Origin of the sequence: Falsiroseomonas sp. E2-1-a4, from assembly GCF_051433165.1 — a bacterium.
Classification (GTDB): domain Bacteria; phylum Pseudomonadota; class Alphaproteobacteria; order Acetobacterales; family Acetobacteraceae; genus Falsiroseomonas.
Genome location: NZ_JBHMFS010000027.1, coordinates 13,646 through 25,301, shown reverse-complemented (window position 1 = coordinate 25,301; position 11,656 = coordinate 13,646). Strand labels below are relative to the sequence as shown.

Sequence of the window (11,656 nt, the reverse complement as noted above, 5' to 3'; positions counted from 1 at the left end):
ATGTGGTGCGACCTTCGATAGAGCGTCTCACAAGTTGTCTTGCAACTTAAGGTTGTCTTTCCTGCTTGGCCGCAAAGCGGCACAATTTTTAGCTGGTGAGGCGATTGTGGGCACACGTGACGCGGGCTTGGCGATGTGCTGGGACGAAGTCTGGGCGGAGTATGATTCGCGCCATCCGGCGCCCGCGCCGGTGCGGCAGACCCCGCCACGGCCCGAGATCACCGCGCCGCCGTCGGCCCGGGGCCGTGAGGCGGGCCGCCGGGCAAGCCGGTCGCGCAGTGCCTGGGCCACCCTGGCGGTGCTGCCGCTGCTCGCCCTCGGTTGGATGGGCAGCCCCTATGCTACGGCATGGAGCCTGGCGCAGGCGCTGGAGACACGCGACAGCGCGGAAATGTCCCGGCACCTGGATGTGCCTGCGGTGCAGGCCGCGCTGCGCGAAAGCCTGATGCCGCATGCCGCCACGGGCGACCGCACGCCGGAAGCGCGCGCCTTTCTCGCCGGCATGGCGGAGGAGATTGCCGCGGCCTGGGCCAGCCCCACCGCCCTGGCCGAGGTTGTGCGGGCCCGCGGCGTGCCGGCCGGCGCGGCGGTGCAGGCGCTGCGTGGCACCGTGCCGACCGGCCTGACCCGCTTCGAGATGGCGCTGGAGGGCAGCGTCGCGCCCATCCGCCTGCAGATCGAGCTGACCGGGGCGGCGCCGGCGCCACGCTGGCAGGTGACCGGCGTGCGGATGGAAAACCGCGAGCCGCTGGCCACCCTGCCGCCGCTGCGGCTCAGCGCCCTACGCTGATCCGGTTGGCGTGACCGGGTTCTGCGCCAGGGCGATCGCCTGCCGCAGCACCGCATCCTCGCCGATATGGTTGGCCAGGATCAGCACCAGCCTGGCATCCAGCCGGCGCGAGGCCGCCGCATCCAGACCGCGATGCGCCTCCACCAGCAGCGCGAAGATCGCATCCGGGTCGGCCAGCCGGGGCGTTGTGTCCAGCTTCATGCGGCGTGCTCCAACTGGCCCAGGGCGCGGGCCAGCGCGGCGCGCACGGCGCCGGCGCGGGGCGCGGCGAAGCGGGCGGCGATGTGCTGGTCCGGGCGGATCAGCACCGCCCCGCCCGGCGGCGCGCCGAAGCGCGCGGCGGCCAGGCCGCTGTGGTCCCACAGCGCGCCGGGTGTTTCCTCCGCCGTGATGAAGACGGCGCGCAGGCCCGGCACCGGGGTCCAGACGGCATCGAAGACCAGCAGGGCGAAGTCGCCACCCAGATGGCACAGCAGCCAATCCGGCGTGCCATCCCGCTGCACCGGCGCATCTGGCGCCGGGCTGCCCGGTGCGGCACCGCCCGGCCAGTTCCCGTCATCGGGCGCGTTCAGGGGGCTGGTTGCCAGCAGCGCGGGGCGGGACAGGCGGCCGGAATTGACCAGGGCGCGGGCGAATGCGTGGCCCTCCGCCAGGTCCAGCACCGCATCCCGATAGGCCCGCGCCGCATCCGATTTCGGTGAGATGAAGTCGGTCGCGCGCGTCGAGTGCAGGATGTTCTCCTCCGCCGCCGCGATCCGCTCCGCCTCATAGCTGCCGAGCAGCGCCGGCCCGGCCTGGCCCTTCAGGATGGCGGCCAGCTTCCAGGCGAGGTTGTCGGCATCCTGCACGCCGCCATTGCCGCCGCGGGCGCCGAAGGGGCTGACCTGATGCGCCGAATCGCCGGCGAAGATCACCCGGTCCTGCACGAAGCGATCGAGGCGGCGGCAGCGGAAGGTATAAAGACTGACCCATTCGAGATCGAAGGGCACATCCGGCCCCAGCATGGCGGCGACGCGGGCGCGCACCCGATCGGGCTGCAATTCCACCTCCGGATCGGCCTCCGGCTCCGCCTTGGGGCCAAGCTGGAAGTCGATGCGCCAGAGGTCGTCCGGCTGCTTGTGCAGCAGCACGGATTGGCCGGGGTGGAAGGGCGGGTCGAACCAGAACCAGCGCTCGGCGGGGAAGGCGACGGCGCCGCGGATCACCACATCGGCGATCAGGAAGCGGTCCTGGAAGATTTGCCCCTGGAAGGGCAGGCCCAGGCTGCGGCGGATGAAGCTGCGGGCGCCGTCGCAGGCCAGCAGCCAGTCGGCGCGGAGGGTGTAGGCGCCGCCGGGCGTGGCAACGTCCAGCGTCGCGCCTGTCGCATCGCTGGCGAGGCCGGTGACCTCATGGCGCCAGCGCAGGTCGACCCCGGCCTCGGCGCAGGCTTCTACCAGCCAGGCCTCGACATGGTATTGCTGGATGTTGACGAAGGCCGGGTGGCGGTGGCCTTCCTCCGGCAGCAGGTCGAATTCATAGGCCTGGCGGTCTTTGTGGAAGACGCGGCCGGTCTTCCAGGTGACCCCCTTGGCGAGCAGGCGTTCGCCCAGGCCGAGGCGTGCGTAGATCTCCAGCGTGCGCTTGGCGAAGCAGATGGCGCGGCTGCCGGTGGCGACGCTGTCTTCCGCATCCAGCAGCGTCACCGCCACGCCGTGGCGCGCGAGATCCAGCGCGAGAGTCAGTCCGACCAGCCCGCCGCCCACGACCACCACGCGGCGATGATCCTGGCCGGAGGCAGGCGGCGGCCCGGCGGCGTAGCGGGGGTTGGCATGCGGCACGGGGCTCAGGCCTCGGCGGACTTCATCGCCGTGCCATGTTCCAGCGCCTGCCACATCGCCACGTCGCGTTCTGCCGTCCAGATGCGAGGATGGGAGAGGCCCTGCGCCTCGTCGAAGGCGCGGGTGACGTTGAACGGCATACAGTGTTCAAAGATCACCCAGGACCCGTATACTGGCCGCATGAAGCCCATGGTGTCGTCATAGACCGCCTTCAGGTCCCAGCCCTTCGCCACGCCGTCCCGCACCCGGCTGAAAAGATCCGTGGTGAAGGACCGCGTGCCCTCGATCGCCTCGGCGCAATCGGCCTTGGTCAGCAGGGCGCGGCCGCGGCCGGGCACCAGTTTTTCCGCCCCCAGCGCCGCCACGGCATCCAGCGTCGCGGCCCAGTCGGCGAAATGGGCGTCGCCGCAATAGGGGGTGGCGCCGAATTCCACCGTGTCGCCGGCGAACAGCACCTTCTCCTTGGGCAGCCAGACCACCGTGTCGCCCGCCGTATGGCTGCGGCCGACATGGATGATCTGCGCCTCCCGCTCTCCCAACCACAGCGTCATGCGTTTTTCGAAGGTATGGGTCGGCCAGGTCAGGCCGGGGATGCTCTCCTTCCCGCGGAACAACCGAGGAAAACGGCCGATCTCGCTGTCCATGTCCTGGCGGCCACGCTCCACGATTAGGTCGCGCGTCGCCGCGCTGGCCAGGACCACGGGGTTGCCCCCAGGCGAGAAGTAGCCGCTGGCGCCGAGCACCCGCACCGCGTGGTAATGCGTCAGCACCACCTGGCCGACATGGCGCGGGGTGACGGTGGCGATGCGGGCCATGACATCCTGCGCCATGGCGGGGGTCGCCTGGGCATCCACCACCACCACGCCATCCGGGCCGATGATGATGCCGGAATTCGGGTCGCCCTCCGCCGTATAGGCGAACAGGCCCGGGCCGAGTTCGTCGAAGGAGATGGTTTTCTCGGCCAGATCATGGGCGGAGGCGAATCCGGACATCTGCGCTGGCTCCCCTGTTTGCCCGCAGGTTCCACCGGCAGGGGCCGCAGCGGCAAGCGGCATTCGCGCCGCGCGGCCAGGTATCCCGGACATGCAAGGTTTCGATGTTCACAGCGCCGATGCGACAGCGTAGGTTGCAAGTCTTGGACGGCAGTCGCGCACTGCCAGGAATCATCCCGATGACCCGCAACGCCAACCTGACCCCCCTGCCCGGAAGCTGTGCCGCCTGCACGGTGCGGCCTTTCGCGCTGTTCCGGGTCATTCCGCAGGCACGGGTGGGCGAGATTGCGCGCATCCGGTCTGGCGTGCGGCTGGTGCGGGCGGGGGACGCCATCATGGATGGCGTCTTCACCATGTATGCCGGCTGGGCCTTCACCTGGACCGCCACCAATGACGGCCGCCGCCAGATCCTGGATTTCCACCTGCCCGGCGACCTGGTGGAGCGCACCGAGGATGCGGCGGAGGTCGAGGCGCTGACCGATTCCTCCTTCTGCATCCTGTCCAAGGAACGGCTCTGCGCCTTCATGGGCAATGATCCCGGCCTGGCGCTGTCATATGTAGAGGGGCTGACGCGGGACCGCGCGCGGATGCGCGAAAGGCTGACCAGCCTCGGCCGCCGCGATGCGGCCGGGCGGGTGGCGCATCTGCTGCTGGAACTGCATGGCCGGCTGCTGCGCCGCGGCGGCGGGGATGCGCGCGGTGCGGCCGTGCCGTTGAAACAGGCGCATCTGGCGGATGCGCTCGGGCTTTCAGTAGAACACGCCAACCGGGCGCTGGCCGCTTTGCGCAAGGACAACATCGCCACGTTGAACAAGGGCCGGCTGGAGATTCTGAACCGGCGGGAGCTGGAAGACATGGCCGGCTGGGCCGGCCACAGCCCCGCCGGCACCACCCTGGCACCACAGACCAGAGCTGGCTGAACGCCCGGTCGGCTTGGACGGGACGTGTTGAGGCTGTAGCTTTCGGCCAGACCCGGAACGGACCCGACGCCGATGCGCCCACTTCCACCGCGCCTTCTGGCCCCGCGCCTCGCCCAGATGCTGGGCAGCCTGCTGCTGCTATGCGCCGCGGCCATGGCCTCTCCCGCCCAGGCCCAGCGCGACCCGTCCTTCAACCTGGTGAACCGCAGCGGCCAGCCGATCCGGGAGATCTATGTCTCCCCCAGCGAAGATCGCTACTGGGGGCATGACCTGCTGGAAGCCGATCTGTTGCCGGATGGCGGCAGCTTCCCGCTGCGGATCGCCCCCGCGGCCGGCTGCCTTCAGGATGTGCGGGTGGTTTATCTTGATGGCCAGCCGGAGGAGCGGCGGAGGCAGGATACCTGCCGGATCGTGCAGATGGTCTTCGGCAGCGGGGCCGGGCCGGTCACTGGCGGCCGGACCCGGCCCGGTGCGGGACCCCAGGCGAGCGCCAACCCGTCCTTCAACCTGGTCAACCATGGCAGCGCCGTGATCCGGGAGGTCTATGTCTCCTCCGTCCGGACCGACAACTGGGGCGAGGACCGGCTGGGCCAGCAGGTGTTGCCGCCGGGAAGGCATCTGGTGGTGCGGCTGCCCTCCGGCGATTGTGTGAATGATGTGCGGATTGTCTGGATGGATGGCCGCGGCGAGGAACGGCGGCGCATCGACACCTGCGGCCTGGTGAACCTAGTCTTTCCGTAGCAACGCCGGGCACGGCCACAATCTGCGGGAAGTTTGCATGCCGACGATCGCCGAGACCTACGCACGGCTGCGGGCAGGCCGGAAGGCGGGCAAGCCGGTGGATTTCGAGGCGCTGCTGCGGAAATTCTACGGTGGCCTGCTGAAGCCGGGCGACATCGCGCTGGATATCGGCTGCTTCAAGGCCACCCATGCCGTGCCGATGGCGGATGCCATCCGCGGCCCCGGCGCCGCGCTGCATGCCTTCGAGGCGAATCCCGCGATGGCCGCCGCGCTGCGCCCGGTGCTGGCCCGGCCGGGGCGGGAACATGTGACGCTGCATGAATGCGCCGTCGGCGCTGCGGATGGGGAAGCCACCTACGTCGTCGCCGTGGACAGCCCCGGCTATAGCGGCCTGCAGCAGCGCGAATACGACCAGCCCGACATGCGGACGGAACACATCACCGTCCGCACCGTGAAGCTGGACACGCTGCTGGGCCACCTGCCGGCGCTGGCCTTCATCAAGATCGACATCGAGGGGGGCGAATTCGATGCGCTGCGCGGCGGCGTCGGGCTGGTGGAACGGCTGCGCCCGGCGATCAGCTTCGAATTCGGCGTGCGGTCCTATGGCGCCTATGGCGTGAAGCCGGCCGAGGTCTTCGACTGGTTCGCCACGCGCCGCTACATGCTGTTCGACATCATCGGCACGCCGCTGCCGAGCCGCGAGCTGTTCCTGGAGGCGGATCGCACCCCCGGCCTGTGGGACTTCCTGGCGGTGCCGGAGGAGAATGTGCTGGCCCGCCGCCAGGCCTGGGCGCAGCAACTCCTGATCGACTGAGGGGGCGCGCTGCCCCCCCTTTTGCCTGTCAGGCGGCCTTCGCCGCCGCCAGCGCTTTCCACACCGTCTCCGGCGTCGCCGGCATGTCGATGTGCTTCACGCCGGAACCCGACAGCGCATCCACCAGCGCGTTGATCGCGGCGGGCGGGGAGCCGACGGCCCCGGCCTCACCGGCGCCCTTCACGCCCATCGGGTTGGTCTCGCAGGTCACCTCGATGAGGTCGACATCGATATCCGGCAGGTCCTCCGCCCGCGGCAGGGCGTAGTCCATGAAGGAGGCGGACAGAAGCTGGCCGGAGCCATTGTCGTAGCTGGTCCGCTCATGCAGCGCCTGGCCGATGCCCTGCGCCACGCCGCCATGCACCTGGCCGCGCACGATCAGCGGGTTCAGCGCGTGGCCTACATCATCCACCACGATGTAGCGTGGCACGGTGACGATGCCCGTTTCCGGGTCCACCTCCACCTCCGCCACATGGCAGCCATTGGGGAAGGTGTGGGCGTCGATATTCGCGGTTTCCATCGCGTCCAGCAGGATGGCGGATTCGCCCGCCGCCACGCGCTTCCGCTGCACCGCCGCCAGGTCGAGGATGTCCACGCCGCGGTCGGTGCCGGCGACGGCGAAGCGGCCACCGGTGAATTCGATGTCGACGACCGAGGTTTCGAGCTGCTCGGCCGCCGCCTGCTTGCCCTTCTCCACCACGCTCGCCGTGGTCACCAGGATGGCTTGGCCTTCGGAATACAGGCTGCGCGCGCCGCCGGTGCCGCCGCCCGACGGCAGGCTTTCGCTGTCGCCCTGCCGGACCCGGATCTTGTCGATCGGAATGCCCAGCTCATGGCTGGTCATCATGGCATAGGCGGTCTCATGACCCTGGCCGGTCGATTGCGTGCCAACATACAGATCGACGAAACCGTCATCGGCGAAGACGACCTTGGCGTTCTCGGTGGCCGCGCCGCCGGTGGCCTCCAGATAGTAGGCGAGGCCAATGCCCCGCTGCTTGCCGCGGCGCGCCGCTTCCGCGCGCCGGGTGGGGAAGCCGTCCCAGTCGATCTTGGCGAGCGCGGCGTCCATGAGCTGCCCGAAATCGCCGCTGTCATAGCGCTGGCCCATGGCGGAGACCCAGGGCATGGCGCTCTGCTTCACCATGTTGCGGCGGCGCAGCTCGATCCGGTCAATGCCGATCTCGCGCGCCGTGGCGTCGATCAGGCGCTCCACCAGGTAGTTGCTCTCGGGCCGGCCGGCGCCGCGATAGGCGTCCACCGGCACGGTGTTGGTCAGCACGCCGATGACATGCGCGTGGATCGCCTCGAACCCATAGACGCTGGCCAGCACCTTGGTGCCGGCGCCGGTCGGGATGAAGGGCGCGAAGGTGGAGAGGTAGGCGCCCATGCCGGCATAGTTGCGGGTCCGCAGCGCCAGGAATTTGCCGTCGGCATCCGTGGCCAGCTCGCCGAGGGTGATGTTGTCGCGGCCATGCGTGTCGGACAGGAAGGCTTCGCTGCGATCGCTGGCCCAGCGGACGGGGCGGCCGACCTGGCGGGAGGCGGCGGCGACCAGGACATGCTCGGGGTACAGGAACAGCTTCATCCCGAAGCCGCCGCCCACATCCGGCGTGACCACGCGGACATTGTCGGCCGGGATGTTGAAGATGTTGCCCGACAGGATGTTCTTCAGCAGCCAGGAGCCCTGGGTGTTGGTGTGCAGGGTCAGCTTGCCATCTTCCCAGGCGGCGACCGCGGCGCGGGCTTCCATGCTGGCGACGACGACGCGGTTGTTCACCACGGTCAGGCGAGTGACATGGGCGGCGCGGGCGAAGGCGGCGTCGGCCTTGGCCTTGTCGCCGGCCTCCCAGTCAAACACCACATTATTGGCGATGCCCGGCCAGATGGCGGGCTGGCCCGGCTCGAAGGCCACGGCGAGGTCGGTCACGGCCGGCAGCGCATCATATTCCACCTCCACCGCCTCGGCGCCGTCGCGGGCGGCCTGGGCGGTCTCGGCGACGATGAAGGCGACCGGGTCGCCGACATGGCGCACGAGGCCATCGGCCAGGGCCGGGCGAGGGGTATCGCCGCGGGGGGTGCCGTCGCGGTTCTTCAGCGGGATCAGGCAGGGCAGGTCGCCAATGCCGGCGGCCTTCAGGTCGGCGGCGGTCAGCACCGCCAGCACGCCGGGCAGGGCGAGCGCCGCGGTGGTGTCGATGCGGGTGATGGTGGCATGCGCCTGCGGGCTGCGCAGCACGATGCCATGCGCCTGGCCGGCCATGGCCAGGTCATCCGTATAGGCACCGCGACCGGTCAGCAGCCGCGGATCCTCGACCCGGCGTACCGACTGGCTCAATCCGAATTTTGCCATGGCGTCACATCCCCGCTTGGTTCAGGTGAGTATCTGCTGTCCCGGGGGCGTCCGTGAAGACCCCCCGCGCGCCCTATTCGGCCGGTGCCGGCTTGGTGACACCGCCTCCGAAGCGCCGCTTCACCCCCTCTCGCATCGTCTGGAACACCACGTAGAGCATCGGGATGATGAAGATGCCGATCAGCGCCGCCGCCAGCATGCCGCCAAACACCGGCGTGCCCACCGCACGGCGCGACGCACTGGCGGCACCCGAGGCGATCACCAGCGGCACCAGCCCCAGGATGAAGGCCACGGAGGTCATGATGACGGCCCGAAAACGCAGCCGCGCGCCCATCACCGCCGCCTCCCGGATCGGCATGCCCGCTTCCCGGCGCTCCTTGGCGAATTCGACGATCAGGATGCCGTTCTTGGCGGCGAGCGCGATCAGCACCACCAGCCCGACCTGCGCGTAGACGTCCAGTGACATGCCGGCCAGCATGATGGCCCCGAAGGACCCCAGCGCGCCGACCGAGATCGACAGCAGCACCGGGATCGGGATCACCCAGCTTTCATACAGCGCGACGAGGAACAGGTAGGCGAACAGCAGCGCCAGCGCCATGATGATGCCGGTCTGGCCGCTGGCCTGCTTTTCCTGGAAGGCGGTGCCGGTCCATTCATAGCCATAGCCGGCGGGCAGCGCGGTCTCCGACAATGCCTCCATCGCCGCCAGCGCATCGCCCGAGGAAACCCCCGGCGCCGGCGACCCGCCGATGCGGACGGAGCGGACATTGTTGTAGCGGTTGATGGTCTGCGGCCCCAGCACGATGCGGACATCGGCGATGGAGCGAAGCGGCACCATCTCCCCGACATTGTTTCGCACATGGATGCGCCAGAGGTCCGGAATGTCGTCGCGGTCCGTCGCCTCGGCCTGGATATTCACCTGCCAGGATCGGCCGAACAGGTTGAAGTCGTTGACATAGAAGCCGCCCAGCGTGGTCTGCAGCGCGCTGAAGATGTCGCTGATGCGGATGCCGAGCGCCTGTGCCTTGTCGCGGTCCACATCCAGGAACAGGGACGGGGTATTGGCGGTGAAGGTGGAGAAGACCGCGGTCAGCCGCGGGTCCTGGTTGGCCGCCGCCGCCAGGCCCTGCATGGCGGCGAACATCTCCTCCGGCGGGCGACCTTCCAGGTTCTGCATCTGGTATTCGAAGCCGCCGCCGGTGCCCAGCCCGATGATCGCCGGGATGTTGAAGGCGAAGGTATTGGCCGAGCGCACCTGCTGCGTCGCGCCGAACACCGTGCCGATGGCGGCGAAGACGCTTTCCTGTGCCGATCCGCGATCCTCGAAGGGCTTCATCCGCACCACGATGAAGGCGGCGTTGGATTGCGCGCCGCCGTCGATCAGGCTGAAGCCGACGATGGACAGCACGCGGTCCACCCCCGGCACCGGGGCGATGATCGCCTCCACCTGTTCCACCGCCGCGCGGGTGCGGGACAGGCTGGCGCCGGCGGGCAACTGCATCTGCACGAAGAAGGCGCCCTGGTCCTCCTCCGGCAGGAAGCCCTGCGGCGTGCGGCTGCCGATCAGAAGGATGCCGGCACCGGAGACCGCCACCAGCACAAGGGACAGGACGGAAAACCGCACCAGCCGGGCGACGATATTGCCGTAGCGGTCCCGCACCCAGTCGATGCCGCGCATCACAGCGGCCAGGAAGCCGCGGCGCGGCCCATGCCCCGGCGGGTGCGGCCGTAGCAGCAGGGCACACAGCGCCGGCGACAGGGTCAGCGCGTTGATGGCGGAAATCACCATGGCGGCGGAGACGGTGATGGCGAACTGGCTGAACAACACGCCGGACAGGCCGGGGATGAAGCCCACCGGCACGAACACCGAAAGCAGCACCAGCGTGATGGCGATGATCGGCGCCGTGATTTCCCGCATCGCCTGCTTGGTGGCGTCCGCCGGCGACATTTCGGGGTTCTCGGACATCACCCGCTCGACATTCTCCACCACCACGATGGCGTCGTCGACGACGATGCCGATGGCCAGCACCATCGCCAGCAGGGTCACGGTGTTGGCGGAATAGCCCAGTACCAGCAGCACGGCGAAGGTGCCGATCAGGCTGACCGGCACGGCGATGGTGGGAATCACGGTGGCGCGAAAACTGCCGAGGAACAGCAGCACCACCAGCACCACCAGCACGAAGGCTTCCAGCAGGGTGACGATGACCTCGTAGATCGTGTCCACGACGAAGGTGGAGGTGTCGTAGAACACCGAGGTCTGCATGCCCTCCGGAAAGCGGCGGGACATGTCTTCCAGCACCGCGGCCAGGCCGGCGGCGGCCGTCACTGCATTGGCGCCGGGCGAAAGATAGGTCGCCAGCGTGATGGCTGGGCGGCCGTTCAGGCGGCTTTCCGTGTCGATCCGCGCCGCACCCAATTCCACCCGCGCCACGTCGCGCAACCGCAGCAGAGACCCCTCCGCATTGGCGCGGATGACGATGGCGCCGAATTCCTCCGGCGTGGTCAGGCGGCCCTGGGTCTGGAGGTTGATCTGGTATTGCTGGTCATCCGAGATCGGCTGCGCGCCGATGCGGCCCACGGCGGCCTGCACGTTCTGCGCCTGGATCGCCGCGATCACGTCCGCCGGCGTCAGGTTCAGGCTGATCAGCCGGTCCAGCTCGAACCAGATCCGCATGGAATAGTCGAGCGCGCCGAAGATCTGCGCCGATCCGATGCCGGGCGTGCGCGCCAGGCGGTCCAGCATGTTGATGGTGACGTAGTTCGACAGGAACAGCGCATCATGCTCGGGATTGTCCGAGGTGATGGTGATGAATTGCAGCACGGCGGAGGATTGCTTCCGCACCGTCACGCCGGCGCGCTGCACCTCCGTCGGCAATCTGGCCAGGGCCGATTGCACGCGGTTGTTGACGTTGACGGTGGCGATGTCCGGGTCGGTGCCCAGTGCGAAGGAGACGGACAGCGTGTAGCTGCCGTCATTGGCGCTGTTGGAGGACATGTAGATCATGCCCTCCACCCCGTTCACCGCGCTTTCGATTACCTGCGCCACGGTCGATTCCACCACGGCGGCGGAGGCACCGCCGTAATTGGTGGTGACGGAGACCTGCGGCGGCACGATGTCCGGGAATTGCGCGACCGGAATGCGCAGCATGGCCAGCGCACCCGCCAGCGTCAGCAGGATGGACAGCACGATCGCCAGCCGCGGGCGATCGACGAAGACGGCGGAGATCAT

At 69.0% G+C, this 11,656-nt stretch carries 9 protein-coding genes; 4 read left to right on the top strand and 5 right to left on the bottom strand.

Annotated features, from left to right (window positions below):
* Window positions 1–106: 106 nt before the first annotated feature.
* Complete coding sequence (locus ACFHNC_RS21735; RefSeq protein WP_437171340.1) at window positions 107–790, top strand: DUF2939 domain-containing protein; 684 nt, start codon at window positions 107–109, stop codon at window positions 788–790.
* On the opposite strand, the gene ACFHNC_RS21730 is transcribed toward ACFHNC_RS21735, so the two are convergent.
* The 3 genes from ACFHNC_RS21730 to ACFHNC_RS21720 are packed head-to-tail and all read right to left on the bottom strand — an operon-like array spanning window position 782 to window position 3,602.
* Window positions 782–991, bottom strand: a complete 210-nt coding sequence (locus tag ACFHNC_RS21730; protein WP_437171339.1) for a DUF2783 domain-containing protein — start codon at window positions 989–991, stop codon at window positions 782–784. The genes ACFHNC_RS21735 and ACFHNC_RS21730 overlap by 9 nt on opposite strands.
* Complete coding sequence (locus ACFHNC_RS21725) at window positions 988–2,610, bottom strand: FAD-dependent oxidoreductase (RefSeq protein WP_437171338.1); 1,623 nt, start codon at window positions 2,608–2,610, stop codon at window positions 988–990. Before ACFHNC_RS21725 ends, ACFHNC_RS21730 begins: the two co-directional genes overlap by 4 nt.
* Before the next feature lie 5 nt (window positions 2,611–2,615).
* Entirely contained in the window at window positions 2,616–3,602 is a 987-nt protein-coding gene (locus tag ACFHNC_RS21720; RefSeq protein WP_437171337.1) for an MBL fold metallo-hydrolase, read from the bottom strand.
* A 179-nt stretch (window positions 3,603–3,781) separates the two neighbouring features.
* Here ACFHNC_RS21720 and ACFHNC_RS21715 point away from each other — a divergent pair, with 179 nt between their 5' ends.
* From ACFHNC_RS21715 to ACFHNC_RS21705, 3 genes are all read left to right on the top strand, one after another.
* On the top strand, window positions 3,782–4,522 hold the full coding sequence (locus tag ACFHNC_RS21715; RefSeq protein ID WP_437171336.1) for a Crp/Fnr family transcriptional regulator: 741 nt from the start codon (window positions 3,782–3,784) through the stop codon (window positions 4,520–4,522).
* Between the two features lie 72 nt (window positions 4,523–4,594).
* Window positions 4,595–5,263: a hypothetical protein gene (locus ACFHNC_RS21710; RefSeq protein ID WP_437171335.1), complete on the top strand. Its 669-nt coding sequence runs from the start codon at window positions 4,595–4,597 to the stop codon at window positions 5,261–5,263.
* Between the two features lie 37 nt (window positions 5,264–5,300).
* Window positions 5,301–6,077 carry an FkbM family methyltransferase gene (locus ACFHNC_RS21705; RefSeq protein WP_437171334.1) on the top strand — a complete coding sequence of 259 codons (777 nt, stop codon included), beginning with the start codon at window positions 5,301–5,303 and terminating at the stop codon, window positions 6,075–6,077.
* Window positions 6,078–6,105: 28 nt separating this feature from the next.
* Here the strand turns inward: ACFHNC_RS21705 and ACFHNC_RS21700 are convergent, their stop codons facing one another.
* On the bottom strand, window positions 6,106–8,427 hold the full coding sequence (locus ACFHNC_RS21700; RefSeq protein ID WP_437171333.1) for a xanthine dehydrogenase family protein molybdopterin-binding subunit: 2,322 nt from the start codon (window positions 8,425–8,427) through the stop codon (window positions 6,106–6,108).
* A 73-nt stretch (window positions 8,428–8,500) separates the two neighbouring features.
* Window positions 8,501–11,656, bottom strand: a complete 3,156-nt coding sequence (locus tag ACFHNC_RS21695) for an efflux RND transporter permease subunit (RefSeq protein ID WP_437171332.1) — start codon at window positions 11,654–11,656, stop codon at window positions 8,501–8,503.

Bases quoted from the DNA above. Each gene is read 5' to 3' on its own strand.
- ACFHNC_RS21695 (WP_437171332.1), bottom strand. From the start codon at position 11,656: ATGATCTCCGCCGTCTTCGTCGATCGCCCGCGGCTGGCGATCGTGCTG.
- ACFHNC_RS21700 (WP_437171333.1), bottom strand. From the start codon at position 8,427: ATGGCAAAATTCGGATTGAGCCAGTCGGTACGCCGGGTCGAGGATCCG.
- ACFHNC_RS21730 (WP_437171339.1), bottom strand. From the start codon at position 991: ATGAAGCTGGACACAACGCCCCGGCTGGCCGACCCGGATGCGATCTTC.
- ACFHNC_RS21705 (WP_437171334.1), top strand. From the start codon at position 5,301: ATGCCGACGATCGCCGAGACCTACGCACGGCTGCGGGCAGGCCGGAAG.
- ACFHNC_RS21710 (WP_437171335.1), top strand. From the start codon at position 4,595: ATGCGCCCACTTCCACCGCGCCTTCTGGCCCCGCGCCTCGCCCAGATG.
- ACFHNC_RS21720 (WP_437171337.1), bottom strand. From the start codon at position 3,602: ATGTCCGGATTCGCCTCCGCCCATGATCTGGCCGAGAAAACCATCTCC.
- ACFHNC_RS21715 (WP_437171336.1), top strand. From the start codon at position 3,782: ATGACCCGCAACGCCAACCTGACCCCCCTGCCCGGAAGCTGTGCCGCC.